General features: G+C 72.5%; 11 protein-coding genes. 6 read left to right on the plus strand and 5 right to left on the minus strand.

Annotated elements, in window-relative coordinates; genetic code table 11:
• The first annotated feature begins 130 nt into the window (after positions 1-130).
• The gene (locus tag ACIRA5_RS24515; RefSeq protein WP_054234564.1) at positions 131-337 is read left to right on the plus strand and encodes a DUF5988 family protein; all 207 of its coding nucleotides are present in this window, start codon (positions 131-133) and stop codon (positions 335-337) included.
• A gap of 100 nt (positions 338-437) precedes the next feature.
• Here the strand turns inward: ACIRA5_RS24515 and ACIRA5_RS24520 are convergent, their stop codons facing one another.
• The 3 genes from ACIRA5_RS24520 to ACIRA5_RS24530 form a co-directional block, all read right to left on the minus strand.
• Entirely contained in the window at positions 438-1,232 is a 795-nt protein-coding gene (locus ACIRA5_RS24520) for an alpha/beta fold hydrolase (protein ID WP_403693725.1), read from the minus strand.
• Between the two features lie 162 nt (positions 1,233-1,394).
• The gene (gene pruA / locus ACIRA5_RS24525) at positions 1,395-3,026 is read right to left on the minus strand and encodes an L-glutamate gamma-semialdehyde dehydrogenase (RefSeq protein ID WP_403693726.1); all 1,632 of its coding nucleotides are present in this window, start codon (positions 3,024-3,026) and stop codon (positions 1,395-1,397) included.
• A 49-nt stretch (positions 3,027-3,075) separates the two neighbouring features.
• A complete protein-coding gene (locus ACIRA5_RS24530; protein WP_403693728.1) occupies positions 3,076-4,056 on the minus strand; it encodes a proline dehydrogenase family protein in 981 nt (326 codons plus the stop codon).
• A 163-nt stretch (positions 4,057-4,219) separates the two neighbouring features.
• On the opposite strand from ACIRA5_RS24530, the gene ACIRA5_RS24535 reads away from it, so the two are divergent.
• Together ACIRA5_RS24535 and ACIRA5_RS24540 are read left to right on the plus strand one after the other, a co-directional pair.
• Positions 4,220-5,503 carry a PucR family transcriptional regulator gene (locus ACIRA5_RS24535; protein WP_403693730.1) on the plus strand — a complete coding sequence of 428 codons (1,284 nt, stop codon included), beginning with the start codon at positions 4,220-4,222 and terminating at the stop codon, positions 5,501-5,503.
• Positions 5,504-5,598: 95 nt separating this feature from the next.
• Positions 5,599-6,843: a winged helix-turn-helix domain-containing protein gene (locus tag ACIRA5_RS24540; protein ID WP_403693732.1), complete on the plus strand. Its 1,245-nt coding sequence runs from the start codon at positions 5,599-5,601 to the stop codon at positions 6,841-6,843.
• Here ACIRA5_RS24540 and ACIRA5_RS24545 read toward each other — a convergent pair.
• Positions 6,840-8,273 carry a PLP-dependent aminotransferase family protein gene (locus ACIRA5_RS24545; protein WP_403693734.1) on the minus strand — a complete coding sequence of 478 codons (1,434 nt, stop codon included), beginning with the start codon at positions 8,271-8,273 and terminating at the stop codon, positions 6,840-6,842. The genes ACIRA5_RS24540 and ACIRA5_RS24545 overlap by 4 nt on opposite strands.
• A gap of 47 nt (positions 8,274-8,320) precedes the next feature.
• Here ACIRA5_RS24545 and ACIRA5_RS24550 point away from each other — a divergent pair, with 47 nt between their 5' ends.
• Positions 8,321-9,517 carry an MFS transporter gene (locus ACIRA5_RS24550; protein WP_403693735.1) on the plus strand — a complete coding sequence of 399 codons (1,197 nt, stop codon included), beginning with the start codon at positions 8,321-8,323 and terminating at the stop codon, positions 9,515-9,517.
• Positions 9,518-9,521: 4 nt separating this feature from the next.
• Here the strand turns inward: ACIRA5_RS24550 and ACIRA5_RS24555 are convergent, their stop codons facing one another.
• A complete protein-coding gene (locus tag ACIRA5_RS24555) occupies positions 9,522-10,109 on the minus strand; it encodes a TetR/AcrR family transcriptional regulator (protein WP_352049362.1) in 588 nt (195 codons plus the stop codon).
• A gap of 97 nt (positions 10,110-10,206) precedes the next feature.
• On the opposite strand from ACIRA5_RS24555, the gene ACIRA5_RS24560 reads away from it, so the two are divergent.
• Positions 10,207-11,772 carry an MFS transporter gene (locus tag ACIRA5_RS24560; protein WP_403693736.1) on the plus strand — a complete coding sequence of 522 codons (1,566 nt, stop codon included), beginning with the start codon at positions 10,207-10,209 and terminating at the stop codon, positions 11,770-11,772.
• Between the two features lie 490 nt (positions 11,773-12,262).
• Positions 12,263-15,229, plus strand: a complete 2,967-nt coding sequence (locus ACIRA5_RS24565) for an AAA family ATPase (RefSeq protein WP_403693737.1) — start codon at positions 12,263-12,265, stop codon at positions 15,227-15,229.
• Positions 15,230-15,269: the final 40 nt, after the last annotated feature.

Below are 15,269 nucleotides of genomic sequence, written 5' to 3' on the forward strand. Positions count from 1 at the left end.
TGGCCCCAAGCGGGGTCGGGGGAGCCGTTCGTGCACGGCGACCGCCGACGGCTGAGCGGCTGATCGCCCACACGACTGATCCTCCGCGCGGCATGCGACATCGGGCTCCGGCAGGGGGAACGGTGACGTCATGAGCGACACGACCAAAGCACTGCTCGAGGGCGGCCCGGACGATCTGCCCGAGCGGATCGTCCCGGTCCCGCCCCCTGGAACGGACGTGAAGATCGAGTTGCGCGGTGGATACGAACACTTCAGGGCGACCCCACGGCAGGCGGACACGCCGGAGGGCAGGCTGCCCGTGTACGAGTGGTGGGAGCGGACGGAGTTCGCCGGGTAACGCCACCTCCGCCGCGGCGAGGGACGGCGGCTCACCGCAATGCCGCCGTCACCGCCTCCCGAAAGCCTCTCGGGTCCTCGGCCCACGGCAGGTGCCCGGCCTACGGCAGGATCACCCGGCGCACCCGGGGCAGCGCCCTCTCCAGCGAGTCGACCGCCGAGCGCGGCCGGATGTCGAGCGCCCCGTCGACGACGACCACGGGCAGGTCGAGCTTTTGGCAGGCGGCGTACAGCTCCGGGGTGCCCCAGGCCCTTCTCCGCTCGGCGTCGAAGGCCTTGTTGCACGCGGTGTTGATGGCGAACCAGCGCTCGGCCATCCGCCCGGCATGCTCCAGGTCCCGCTCGCGGTCCACGAACTCGGCGGACCACTGCAGCACCGCACGCTCCCGTTCCTCCGCCTCGGAGCGCACCGGACGGTGCGTCAACTCATGCCAGCGGGCCAGGCGTTCGGGGCGCTCACCGAGCCGGGCGACGAGGTTCGCCTTGAAGCCGTCGAACCAGTCGGAGTCGGGTCCGATCCCCGTACCGCTCACGTAGACCAGCGCGTTCACCCGTTCGGGATGGGCCAGCGCATAGCTCAGCACCAGCTGCGCGCCCCACGAATGGCCGAGCAGCGTCATCCGCTCCAGCCCGAAGTGCCGCCGTACGGCCTCCAGGTCCGCGACGAACCGCTCGCTCGTCCAGGGCCCGGCGCACGACCCCGACCGTCCGCACCCGCGCTGGTCCCAGCGGTGGACGGCGGCCCGGTCCGTCAGTGATCCGGCCACGTCCTCGAACATGTCCCACAGGCCAGGGCCGCCGTGGCACAGCACGAGCGGGGGGCCTTCACCCGACCGCTGCGCCCACAGACGTACTCCGTCGTCGGTCTCGATCGTCTCACTCCGCGTCCGGGCCATGGAGAAATTCTGCCCGCGGACGCCCGGACACGGAGACGGGCCGGACACGGAGACGGACCGGACATGGAGACAGGCCGGACATGGAGACAGGCCGGACATGGAGACGGGCCGGGAAGCCTGCTCGGGGGGTCGGGCTTCCCGGCCCGGGATCGGAAGGGCTGATCAGCCCATGTGCGGGTACGTGTAGTCGGTCGGCGGGACCAGGGTCTCCTTGATGGCGCGGGTCAGCGTCCAGCGCATCAGGTTCTGCGGGGCGCCCGCCTTGTCGTTGGTGCCGGAGGCACGGCCGCCGCCGAAGGGCTGCTGGCCGACGACGGCGCCGGTCGACTTGTCGTTGATGTAGAAGTTGCCCGCGGCGTAGCGGAGCTTCTCCATCGTGTACGCGGCGGCCGCACGGTCGCCCGAGACGACCGAGCCGGTCAGCGCGTAGTCGGAGGCCGACTCCATCTGGGTCAGCATCGCGTCGTACGCGTCGTCCTCGTAGACGTGCACAGCGAGGAAGGGGCCGAAGTACTCGGTCTTGAAGACCTCGTTCTCCGGGTCCGAGCACTCCACGACGGTCGGCCGCACGAAGTAGCCGACCGAGTCGTCGTACGAGCCGCCCGCGACGATCGTGCAGGCCGGGTCGCTCTTCGCCCGGTCGATCGCCGCCTTGTTCTTGGCGAACGCGCGCTCGTCGATGACCGCGCCGACGAAGTTCGCGAGGTCGGTGACGTCACCCATGGTCAGGTAGTCGACCTCGGCCGCGAACTCCTCCTTGAACCCGGAGTTCCAGATGGACGCCGGGATGTACGCGCGGGAGGTGGCCGAGCACTTCTGGCCCTGGTACTCGAAGGCACCACGGGTCAGGGCGGTCTTCAGGGCCGCGCGGTCGGCGCTGGGGTGCGCGACCAGGAAATCCTTGCCGCCGGTCTCGCCGACCAGACGCGGGTACGAGCGGTACTTCTCGATGTTGTTGCCGACCGTCTTCCACAGGTACTGGAAGGTCTTGGTCGACCCGGTGAAGTGGATGCCCGCGAGGTCGCGGTGCTCCAGGGCGACCTTGGAGACCTCGATGCCGTCTCCGGTGACGAGGTTGATGACGCCCTTGGGCAGGCCCGCCTCCTCCAGGAGCCGCATGAGCAGCACGGCGGCGTGGGTCTGCGTCGGGGACGGCTTCCAGACGACGACGTTGCCCATGAGCGCCGGAGCGGTGGGCAGGTTGCCCGCGATCGCCGTGAAGTTGAAGGGCGTGATCGCGTAGACGAAGCCCTCCAGCGGACGGTGGTCGAGGCGGTTCCAGACGCCCGGCGAGTTGGCCGGGGGCTGCTCGGCGAGGATCTGTCGGGCGTAGGCGACGTTGAAGCGCCAGAAGTCGACGAGCTCGCAGGGGCAGTCGATCTCGGCCTGCTGGGCGGTCTTCGACTGGCCGAGCATGGTGGAGGCGGCCAGCGTCTCGCGCCAGGGGCCGGCCAGCAGCTCGGCGGCGCGCAGGATGATCGCGGCGCGGTCGTCGAAGGACATCGCGCGCCAGGCGGGCGCGGCGGCGAGGGCCGCGTCGACGGCGTCCTGCGCGTCCTGCTGGGTGGCGTGCGCGCCGGTGCCGATGACGGCCTTGTGGTTGTGCGGCTGCACGACCTCGAAGCGCTCACCGCCGCCGAGCCGCTTCTCGCCGCCGATGGTCATCGACAGCTCGATCGGGTTCTCCGCCAGCTCCTTGAGCTTGGCCTCCAGGCGGGCGCGCTCGGGCGAACCGGGGGCGTAGCCGTGCACCGGCTCGTTGACGGGGGTGGGGACCTGGGTCACAGCGTCCATAATTTCCGTAACTCCTTTATGAGCGGGTGGTTCGGGCTCGGCCCGTGGATCAGCCCTTGGTGAGGATCGAGCGTGCGAAGAAGAGGAGGTTGGCCGGCTTCTCGGCCAGGCGGCGCATGAAGTAGCCGTACCAGTCGGTGCCGTACGCGGTGTACACCCGCATGCGGTGGCCCTCGGCGGCGAGCCGCAGGTGCTCCTCGCCACGGATGCCGTACAGCATCTGGAACTCGTACTCGTCCAGCTTGCGCCCGGCCTTGCGCGCCAGCTCCTGCGCGATGGAGATGAGGCGCGGGTCGTGGGATCCGATCATCGGGTACCCCTCGCCCTCCATCAGGACGCGCAGGACACGGACGTACGCCTTGTCGGTCTCGGCCTTGTCCTGGTACGCGACCTCGGCGGGCTCCTTGTAGGCGCCCTTCACCAGGCGGACGCGGCTGCCGCTCGCGGCGAGGCGGCGGGCGTCGGCCTCGGTGCGGTACAGGTAGGCCTGGATGACGCAGCCGGTCCCCGGGAAGTCCTTCCGCAGCTCCTCGTGGATGGCGAACATCGAGTCGAGGGTGGTGTGGTCCTCGGCGTCCAGGGTGACGGTGGTGCCGATGGCGGCGGCGGCCTCGACGACGGGGCGCACGTTGGCGAGGGCCAGCTCGTGGCCGCCCGGGAATGTAGAGGCGGGCCCGGAGGGCCCTCGGTTGAGGGTGGTGGTGGGCGACGGGAGGGACTGCCCGAACATCGACAGCTTGATCGACATCTCGGCCTTGGTGCCGAGGTCCAGCTCCTTCAGGTGCTCGATGAGCTCCAGGTACGCGTCCCGGGCGGCGAAGGCCTGCTCGCGGGTGGTGATGTCCTCGCCGACGACGTCGAGGGTGACTTCCAGACCCTTGGCGACGGCGTCCCGGACGACCGGAACGACCTGGTCGACGCTCTCACCGGCGATGAAACGGGCGACCACCTGCTTGGTGCCGGGGGCCGCCGACACAAAGCGGCGCATCCGGTCGCTGCGCGACGCGGCGAGAATCACGGGACCCAGCACGGGGCACCTCCACAACAAGGCGAGCAGAAGGCCGTATCCCGACCATTCGGGTACGGCACGGAGAACCACCGTGAAACCTAAGGATCCCTCCGATCCTGAGCCATCGACAGCTGTCACGCATCCGTGCCCTGGATCTCAGACAGATGTATGAAGGGCTGCGGAATTGCGGGAGAATGCCCGGGTGAGCGACGAACACAGGGATCACAGAGAGCCCCGGGATCACCGGGAGCACCGAGATCACCGTGGCGACCACGGCGGCTATCAGGAGCTGGTCGACGAGATCTCGGCGCTCCTCGGCGTGCCCGCGACGCTGGAGAACCGGGACTTCGAGCTGATCGCCTTCGGCGCCTACGACAGCGAGGGCGAGCTCGACCCGTCGGCCCTGGACCCCGTGCGGACCCGCTCGATCCTCACCCGTCGCTCCACGGCGGCGGTCCGCACCTGGTTCGAGGGCTTCGGCATCACGCGCGCGACGGCCCCCGTGCGCATCCCGCCCACCCCGGAGGCGGGCGTGTACCGGGGCCGGATCTGTCTGCCGGTACGCCATCGGGGTGTCGTCCTCGGCTATGTCTGGCTGCTGGAGGACGACCCCGGCCCGTCCGAAGCGCAGCTCTCCGCGGCGATGGAGGTCGCCGCCCGCATCGGCGACCTGCTCGCGGACGAGGCACAGGCGGGCGCGGACCTCACCCGCGAGCTGCGGGCGGTCCTCACCGCCGAGCGCGGCTGGCAGCGGGACATGGCGGTGGCCGAGCTGCGCACCGCCCTCGGCCCGCGCGGCGACGGCCTGCACGCGGTGGTGTGCGTCGCCCCCTGGCCCTCCGCCGACCCGGACGACGCCCCTTCGGTCCGTACGGTGCCGGGCGCGACCGCGCTGTGCACGGTGCCGTGGGGGGCCACCGGCCAGAGCCTGGCCCTTCTCGTACGGCTGCGCTCGGCGGACGTACTGACTCCGGCACTCACGGCGGCGACACGCTTCGTACGGGAGGCGGACGGGGCGCGCGGGGGTGGACAGGGAACGGCGAAGGGTGCCGGGACGACCGTGGCCGCCGGAGTCGCCGGGGCCCGGGTGGGCCTCGCCGAGCTGGGGGCGGCCTGGCAGGAAGCGTCCGCCGCCGCCCGCGCGGTCCTCGCGGAGCCCCGCCTCGGCCCGGTCGCCGAGTGGGCCTCCATCGGCCCGTTCCGTCTCCTCACGGCCCTGCCCCCGGAGGCGGCCCACGACCCGGCCGTCCGCACCCTCCTCTCCCCCGCGCACCGCGAACTCGCCCGCACCGCCGAGGTGTTCCTCGACTGCGCGGGTCAGGCAGGGCGCACGGCGGCGGAGTTGGGCATCCACCGGCAGACCCTCTACTACCGCCTGTCCCGCGTCGAGCAGCTGACCGGCCTCGACCTGGACGACGGCGAGGACCGCCTGCTGCTGCACATGGCGTTGAAGGGGGCGCGACTGTAATGCCCGCGCGCGGCGGTCAGCCGTAGGGTGTGCCGTCGAAACGCTCGCCGCGGGCTCAGGCAGCGGCCCACTGAGCAGGAAGTCGGGGACCCGGAATGCCCACACCTCAGCAGAAGTTGACCATCAGTCAGGTGGAGGCACGTCGGCTCGCGCTGTCGCGGCAGTGGCTCGGCGGGGTGCGTGCGTCGGGGGACGGGGAGGGGCTGCGGGCCGTTCTGCGGTCGTTGCGCTATCTGCAGTTGGACCCCATCAGCGTCGTGGCGCCGAGTCATGAGCTCGTGGTGTGGAGCCGCCTCGGGGCGGGGGCCGGTTCGCATCTCGGCGCGTTGTGGTGGGAGGAGCGGTGGCTGTTCGAGTACTGGGCGCACGCCGCGGCCCTGGTACTCACCGAGGACTATCCGATCCACCGGGTGTCGATGGACGGCTATCCCCCGAAGAACCTGTCGTTGACCAAGGTCTGGATGGAGGCCAACGAGGGGCTCCTGGAGCACATCCTCGCCCGGCTCGCCGAAGGCACCCCGCTGCCCACCGACGCCTTCGAGGACCGCTCGGTCATGGAGTGGCCCTCCAGCGGCTGGACCGCGGGCCGCAACGTCGAGCGGATGCTGACGTTCCTGTGGCTTCAGGGCCGGATCATGGTCGCGGGGCGCGAGGCGGGCCGGCGGTTGTGGGGCCTCCCGGACGCCTGTCTGGCGCCCGGCACCGACCGGGTCGCGGTGTCGGCGCGGGAGATGGTGACCACGGCCGCGGAGCACACCCTGCGCGCCCTCGGCGTCGCCCGTCCGCTGGACATCAAGCAGTACTTCCTGCGGGGCAAGTACGACGGCCTGGCCGAGGTGCTGCGTACGCTCACGCAGGAGGGTCGCGTCATACCCGTACGGGTGGAGGGGGCGACCTCGGCCACCGAGACGTGGTACGTGCACGTCGACGCCATGGCCGAGCTGGAGGCGGTCCGCGCCGGTGACTGGCACGGGCGCACCGCGCTGCTCTCCCCCTTCGACAACCTCGTGGGCGACCGGCGCCTGACCGAACGCCTGTGGGGCTTCGCCTTCCGCAACGAGATGTACGTGCCCAGGGCCAAACGGGAGTACGGCTACTACCTGCTGCCGATCCTGCACGAGGACCGCCTGGTCGGCCGTATCTCGCCCCGTCGCGACCGGAACCGGGGCACCCTGCTGGTCGAGGGCCTCTATCTGGAGCCCGATGTCAGACCGACGGCGGCCCTGCGCAAGGCCGTCACCGGGCAACTCGCCGACCTGGCGACCCTCGTGGGAGCCACCGACGTCGAGTACGGCGAGACGGTACCCGGACCCTGGCGCGCGGCCCTGCGCCGGTCCTAGGACAGGTCCTCGGTTCCAGGACGGCCGACGAGCAGGTCGCCGATCGTCGCGATGCCCTCCGTGATCGCGCGTTCACCCACGTCACCGAAGCCCAGGACGAGTTGGGGCGGCGCCGTCGCCCGGTCCGCGCGACAGGCGCTCATCCCGTACAGGCCGACGGACCGTGCGCGCGCCCCGTCGATGACGGCCCGTTCGGCGGCCGCGTCCGTGCCGGGCAGGTGCGCGACGGCGTGGAACCCGGCCGCGAGACCCGTCAGCCGGACCTCCGGGGCGTGTGCGGCGAGGGCCGTGACCAGGGCCGTACGCCGGGCCGCGTAGGTCGTGCGCATGCGCCGCAGATGGCGGTCGTAGCGGCCGGACTCGACGAGGCGGGCGAGGGCGAGCTGGTCGAGGGTCGGGGAGCCGCGGTCGGTGCGCAGCTTGGCCGCCGCGATCGGGGCGGCGAGCGCGGGCGGGCAGAGCAGCCAGCCGATGCGCAGCGCCGGGGCGAGGGACTTGCTGACGGTGCCGATGGAGACGACCCGGTCGGCGGCCAGTCCGTGCAGGGCTCCGACGGGTTCACGGTCGTAGCGGAACTCCGCGTCGTAGTCGTCCTCGACGACGTACGCGTCCCGCCGCGTCGCCCACTCGATCAGCGCGAGCCGGCGTTCGGGCGCGAGGACGACGCCGGTGGGCCACTGGTGGGCGGGGGTGACGACGACGGCCCGTGCCCCGGTCGCCTCCAGCGCCCGTACGTCGATGCCCTGCTCGTCGACCGGGACGGGCACCGCCGTCAGACCCGCCGCGGCCGCGGCTGCCGTCACCGTGGCGGGGGCGCCCGGGTCCTCGTAGGCCACGACACGCACTCCCGCCCCGGCCAGGCTCTCCAGGGTGAGGCCGAGGCCCTGCGCGTAGCCGGAGCAGACGACGATCCGCTCGGGGTCGGCCGCGGCGGCACGTACCCGGCGCAGATATCCGGCGACGACCTCGCGCAGCACGCAACTCCCGCGTGGATCCCCGTAGTCGAGGTCCGCGGTCGGCAGGGTGCGGCCCGCCTCGCGCAGCGCCCAGAGCCAGTCGGAGAGCGGGAAGCCGGTCAGGTCCGGCACACCGTGCCGGAAGTCGGCGATCAGCCGCTCGGGCGCGCTCCGGTGCGGCGCGGGCGCGGGCGGTACGTGGGCGCACGCCGCGACCCGGGTGGCCGAGCCGACGCGCGTCACGAGGTAGCCCTCGGACTGGAGCTGGGCGTAGCAGTCCTGGACGAGGCCCCTCGACAGCCCCATCTCGCGGGCGAGTTCACGCGAGGAGGGCAGCCGCTCGCCGGCGCCGAGGCGGCCCGTGCGGATCGCGTCCCGCAGCTGCCGTTCGAGCTGGGCGCGCAGTTGCTCGCCGCTCTCCCGGTCGACGCGCAGGAGCAGTTCGGGTGACAGACCGGCCCACTGCAACGGCATGGAATTGGAGCTTACCGGGGGTCCGGCAGGTGCCTAGCGTCGTTTCCATGACAGCGACCACGCCCTGTATCCCCGCGGCAGCTTCGAGGCCCCCTCTCCTCACCCGCCCCCTGCTGCTCCGTTTCGTGAGCATGGTCGGCGCCTCGACGAGCTTCTTCCTGCTCCTGTCGGTCGTGCCCCGCTACGCCACGGCGTCGGGCGCGGGCCTGGCCACGGGCGCCCTGATGCTCTCCACGGTCCTGGGCGAACTGGCCGCTCCGCGCCTGGTCGGCCGCTACGGCTACCGGGTCGCGCTGATCGCCGGGCTCACCCTGCTCGGCGCTCCCGCGCTGGTCCTGACCGCCTCCGACGGCATGGCGTGGATCGTGACGGTCTGTCTGGTCCGCGGCCTCGGCTTCGCGCTCACGCTCGTCGCGGGCGGCGCGCTCACCGCGTCGCTCATTCCGGCCGAGCGGCGCGGGGAGGGCCTCGCTCTGGTGGGCGTGGTCTCCGGAGTGCCGTCGCTGATCGCGCTGCCGCTCGGCGTGTGGCTCGCCGCGCACGCCGGGTACGGGCCGGTCGCCGTGGCCGCGGGCGTGGCGGCGCTGGCCGCGATCGTCGCCGTACCGGGCCTGCCGGACCGGGAGCCGGCGTCCGGGAAACCGGTGGGGGTGCTGGCCGGGCTGCGCACCGGTGGTCTGATGCGGCCCGGGGCCGTCTTCGCGACCACCGCCCTCGCCGCCGGGATCGTCGTCACGTTCCTGCCGCTCGCGGTCCCTGCCGCGTACGGCACGGTCGTCGCCGTGGCCCTCTTCGTGCAGCCGGCCGCGTCGACCGCGGCCCGTTGGGCGGCGGGCCGGTACGGCGACCGGCACGGGCCCGCGCGGCTCCTCGTGCCCGGCCTGGTCCTCTCGGCCGGGGGCCTGTCGATCACGGCGGTCACCGGCAGTCCCGTCGCGGTCCTCGTCGGGGTCGCGGTCTTCGGCACCGGCTTCGGAATCGCCCAGAACGCCACGCTGACCCTGATGTACGCGCGCGTCCCGGCCTCGGGATACGGCACCGTCACAGCGCTGTGGAACGTCGCGTACGACGGTGGCATGGGCGTCGGCGCGGCGGGTTTCGGCGTGCTGGCCGGGGTGACGGGGTATCCGTCGGCCTTCGCCGTCACCGCCGTACTGATGCTGGTGGCGCTGATCCCGGCCTCCCGCGATGCGCGAGCCGATCGCGGGTCCGGCGCCGCGCCGACCGGAGTCGTGGCCGGGTGACGCCTCAGTCGCGCGAGCCGGTCGCCCCCTCGATCACCCGTCGCAGCCCCTCCGTGAGGTCGTCCGCCGTGGAGGCGCTCGCCGGGTCGAAGAGCCACTGGACCATCAGACCGTTGAGCAGCGCCTGGTAGAAGCCGCCGAGGGACTGGACGGTGCGCTCGTCGAGCGTCTCCTCGTCCAGGCCCGTGAGCATCGCGACGAGCCCGGACCGTCCCTCGATCTGCGCCTTCGCCATCAGATTCCGCAGCTCCGGAACCCGCTCCCCCTGCGTCACGATCTCCATGCTGGCCGCCCAGACGGGGCGGAACTCCTCGAAGGACTCCAGCATCCGGGCCCACACGCTGTGGAACCGCTCCACGGAACCCCCGGGCGTGTCCTCGTGCTCCGGATGATGGACGGACTTCTCGCCCCACTCCTGCACCAGTTCCACGAAGGCCTGCGTCAGCAGCGCGTCCTTCGACCCGTAGTGGTAGCCGATGGACGCCAGATTCGTCCCGGACTCCTTCACGATGTCGCGCGCCGTGGTGCGCACGAACCCCTTCTCCAGCAGGCAGCGCTTGGCGCCTTCGAGCAGATCCTCACGGTGTCCCATGCCGATCAGCGTACCCCCGATCCAGACAACTGTCCCAGACGCTCGTTTTAAACAAGCGTACTAGACAAGCGTTTTAGACGTCCGTACAGTCCCTGTCATGACGAACTCGAAGCACTCGACGAGCACCACCCCCGCACCCGGCACAGGCCTCGCGGGCCGCCGTGAATGGACCGCCCTCGGCGTCCTGATGCTTCCGCTGCTCCTGGTCTCGATGGACGTCTCGGTCCTCTACTTCGCGATCCCCGCGATCAGCGCGGATCTGGAGCCGAGCGGCACCCAGCAGCTGTGGATCTTCGACATCTACGCGTTCGTGCTCGCCGGACTGCTGATGACGATGGGCTCGCTCGGCGACCGCATAGGCCGCCGCAAGCTCCTCCTCTTCGGCGCCGCCGCCTTCGGCACGGCCTCGGTCATGGCCGCCTACGCCGACAGCGCCGAGATGCTGATCGCGGCCCGCGCGGTCCTCGGCATCGGTGGCGCCACCCTCATGCCGTCGACGATGGCGATCATCCGCACGATGTTCACCGACCCCGGGCAGCGCGCGAAGGCGATCGGTCTGTGGTCCGGCGTCATGACCGGCGGTATCGCGCTCGGTTCGGTGATGAGCGGTGTCCTCGTCGAGTACTTCTGGTGGGGCTCGGTCTTCCTCGTCAACCTGCCCGCGATGGTGCTGCTGCTGGTCCTCGGCCCGATCCTGCTCCCCGAGTCCAAGAACCCGGAACCGGGCCGTTTCGACCTGCTCAGCGTGCCGCTGTCGATGGCCGCCGTGCTGCCCGTCATCTACGGCGTGAAGGAAATCCCGTCCGAGGGCTGGAAGTTCGAGTACGGCGTCTCGATCGTCGTCGGTCTCGTCTTCGCCGCGCTCTTCGTCCAGCGGCAGCGCACCGCCAAGTCCCCGCTGATCTCCCCCGAGTTGTTCCGGGGCCGGGGATTCGCGCCCGCCGTCGTGCTCAACCTGGTCTCCGCGTTCGGGATGATGGGGTCGGCGTACTTCACCACCCAGTACCTGCAGTCGGTCCTCGGCAAGAGCTCCATGGAGGCCGCGCTGTGGTCACTGCTGCCGACGGTCCTGGTCGGGGTCGCCGCGCCGGTCGCCGCGCAGCTGGTACAGAAGGGCGTCCACCGCGCCCACGTCGTCTCCGGCGGCTTCGTCCTCGCCGCGTGCGGCTACGGTCTGCTGGCCCTCGCCGGGACCGACTCGATGTGGCTGGTCCTCGCCGGGGCCGGAGTCCTCGCCTCGGGGATCGTCACCGTGATGTCCCAGATGATGGATCTGGCGCTGGGCACCGTCCCCGTCGGCAACGCGGGCGCCGCGTCCTCGCTGCTGGAGACGGGTACCGAGTTCGGCGGGGCGCTCGGTATGGCGGTCCTCGGGTCCATCGGTACGGCCGTCTACCGCCACGAGATTCCGTCCGGCGTCCCGGCGCCGGCCCAGGAGACCCTCGGTGGCGCGCTGGCGGTCGCCCACCGGTTGCCGGACGGCGCGGGCGATGCGCTGGTGCGGGCCGCGCGGGAGGCGTTCACCAGTGGGATGCAGGCGGCGGCGATCGCGGGGGCGGTGCTGTTGCTGGGGGCGGCGGGGGTGGCGTCTGCGACGTTGCGACGCGTGCGGGTGCGGGAGGTCGGGGCCGAGGCCCCGCACCCCGAACAGGCTCCCGCCTGACATCCCTTCACCAGGGCTCCGCCCTTGGAACCCCGGCTGCGCGCTCCGACTACGGGGGGGCGGGGTCCGGTCGCCCAGTCCCCCGCGCCTCTCGGGCGGGGCTGCGCCGCCCCGGATTCCCTGCCTCCCCAAGTGCTTTGCCTGCGGGCCGGTGGGGGCCGGTCGCACCGTTCCCCGCGCCCCTCGGGCGGGGCTACGCCCCGAAACCCCGCCCACCCGAAGTGCTTTGCCTGCGGGCCGGTGGGGGCTGATCGCGCAGTTCCCCGCGCCCCTCGGGCGAGGCTGCGCCCCGGATTCCCGGCCTCCCTGAGTGCTTCGTCTGCGGGCGGTGGGGGCCGGTCGCGCCGTTCCCCGCGCCCCTGAAAACCCCGGGCCCTGCCCGCGCCATTCAGCCGGTCCGGCGTTTGAGGACGAGGGCGTTCAGGTTGATGAGGGGGCTGGGGCCGGGTAGGGGCGGGGCGTTGTCGGTGGGGCGTGTCAGGATGGCGGCGTGGCACAGACATCCGGTACGCCGTTCATCGGCCGGGACGACGAACTCGCCCGGCTCACCGGCGTGCTGGACCGCGCCCGCGCAGGCTCCCCCCGCGCCGTCGTCCTCTCCGGAGACGCCGGCGTCGGCAAGACCCGCGTCCTGACGGAAGCCGCCGCACACGCCACGCACACCGGCATGACGGTGCTCACCGGCCACTGCGTGGACCTCGGCGACGTGGGCCTGCCCTATCTGCCGTTCACGGAGATCCTCGGCGCGCTCGGCGGAGACGAGCGGTTCGCCGCCGCCCTCGCGGCACACCCGGCGGTCGACCGCTTGCTGGGCTCCGGCAGCGGGACGGACACGGACACCGGCAGCCGGCTGCGACTCTTCGAGGGCGTGGCCGGCCTGCTGGCGGACGCCGCCGACATCACCCCCCTCCTCCTGGTCCTCGAAGACCTCCACTGGGCGGACCAGTCGTCGAGGGACCTCCTGCGCTTCCTCCTCAGCCGAGGCGCCCTGCAGAATCCGACCCCCGGCTCCCCCACCCACCACCTCGCCCTCTTCGCCTCGTACCGCTCGGACGACCTGCACCGCCGCCACCCCCTGCGCCCCCTGCTCGCCGAGCTGGCCCGGCTCCCCTCCGTGGACCGGCTCGAACTGCGCCCCATGGCCGACGCCGAAGTGGCCCGCCTGGTGCGCGCCCTGCGGACGGACGCCTTCTCCGACACCACCGTCCGCCGCATAGTCGACCGCGCCGAGGGCAACGCCTTCTACGCGGAGGAGCTGCTCGCCGCGCTGCCGAGCGACCTCGACCCCGCGGCGCCCGCCATGCCGAGCGGCCTCGCCGACCTCCTCCTCATCCGGATCGAGCAACTCTCCGACACCGCCCAACAGGTGCTGCGCACGGCCGCGGTCGCCGGGCGGCGCGTCGAGCACGACCTGCTGCGTGACGCCGTACAACTGCCCGAGGAAGAGCTGGAGTCGGCGCTGCGGGAGGCCGTAGGACGGCAGCTGCTGATCCCCGGCGACGACGCCACGTACTCCTTCCGGCACGCCCTCGCCCGTGAGGCCGTCTACGCCGATCTGCTGCCCGGCGAGCGGGTCCGGCTGCACGGCGCGTTCGCCAGACTCCTCGCCGGACGCGATCACACGGCACAGAGCGCGGCCGAGCGCGCCCACCACTCACGGGAGAGCCACGATCTCGCGGACGCGCTGACCGCCTCGCTGGAAGCCGCCGACCACGCCCAGCGGGTCGGCGCGCCCGCCGAGGAGCTGCGCCACGTGGAGGCCGCGCTGGAACTGTGGCCCGCGGTGGACCCCGGCGCCCGCCCCCGGGACGGCGACCCGGTCACGCTCACCCTGCGCGCCTCCGCTGCCGCCGCGCACGCCGGGGAGACCCACCGGGCGGTCTCCCTCACCCGCGCCGCACTCGCCAGAGTGGGGTCGGACGCGGACTCGGAGCTCGCCGCCCGCGTCCGCTACACCCTCGCGGGCAATCTGATGCGCGTCGACAGTCTGAAGGCCGCCTTCACCTACAGCAGCGAGGCACTGGCCATGATCCCGGCCGAGCCCCCGTCGCACACCTGGGTATGGGCGGCGGCCACCCATGTCATGGCCGCGCGGCACCTGCGCCAAGACGAGGACGCCGAGCGCGTCGCCCGGCAGGCGTTGCGCACCGCCGAGGAGCTCCGGCTCACCGACGCCCAGGCCGACTTGATCATCTCCCTGGTCGGTCTGGAAGACCACAACCGGCGTACGGCCGAGGGCCGGCAGCGGCTTCGGCAGGCCCGTGACCTGGCCCGGCGCGCCGACAACGTCTCCGTCGAGATGCGCGCCCTCTTCAACCTCGCCCTCGGGGCCTACGAGTCGGGGGCCCTGGACGAGTGCCTGACCTGGCTCGCCGAGGGACTCGAGCGGGCGAACCGCTCCGGGCTCGTCTCCTCCCCGTACGCGCTGGAGCTGCGCTACCTCCAGTCCCTGATCCTCTACACCCTGGGCCGCTGGGACGAGTGCGCGCGGGCGGCCGCCGTCGACGCCGAGCGGCTGCCACCGGCAGCCGGCTTCGCCGTCGGGCCCGCGTTGTACGTCGCCCTGGCGCGCGGCGAGGAGGGGCCCGCCGAGCGGGCCCGCGCGCTGCTCGACGGGCCGTTCGACTGGATGGCCACGCTCGTATCGGGCATCGTGCTGACCGACGCCGCCGCCCTGCGCGGCGACCCCGAGGGTGCCGTCGCCTCCGTGCATACAACACTCACGGTGCTCAGCGACAGTTCCGGCATCGAGCGGCCCGACATCGGTGTGCGGCTCGCGGCGCTGGCTCTGTCGGCGGTCGCGGACGCCGCCGTCGAACTGCGTCTGACCGGCGACGAAGCGGGCGTCCAACGCTGGGCGGACATCGCGACCGAGCTGATGGAGGTGGCCCGGAGTACGGCCGCCGAAGGGGAGGACTGGTCGCGGCAGGGACCGGAGGGACTTGCCTGGCTCGCCCGCGCCGAGGCGGAGTGGCTGCGCGCGCACTCGGGTCCCGATGTGGCCGCCTGGGAGCAGGCGGTCGCCGCGTTCGACTACGGCGATCCCTATGAACTGGCCCGCTGCGAAAGACGGCTGGCCGAGGCGCTGCTCGTGGCGGACCGTCGGGAGGAGGCCGCCGAGCGGGCCCGCGCGGCGCGCGACACCGCCGTCCGGCTCGGCGCCGTACCGCTGCGCGAGGAGCTGGACTCCCTGATCCGGCGCGGTCGTCTCGCCGACTCACCGTCCGCCGCGGACCGTGTCCCGGCGCTGACCGCCCGCGAGAGCGATGTCCTGCGGCTGCTGGCCCGCGGCCGTACCAACCGCCAGATCGGCGAGGAGCTGTTCATCACGGGGAAGACGGCGAGCGTGCACGTCTCCAACATCCTCGCCAAGCTGGGCGCCTCGGGCCGCACCGAGGCCGTGGCCATCGCCTACCGCGAGGGGCTGGTCGAGCCGCCCCGGGACTCCCGCGCATGACCGGGGCCCGGTCACCTGAGGTGACCGGGCCCCGGACCGC

This window comes from Streptomyces sp. NPDC096311, from assembly GCF_044763085.1.
Lineage (GTDB): Bacteria > Actinomycetota > Actinomycetes > Streptomycetales > Streptomycetaceae > Streptomyces.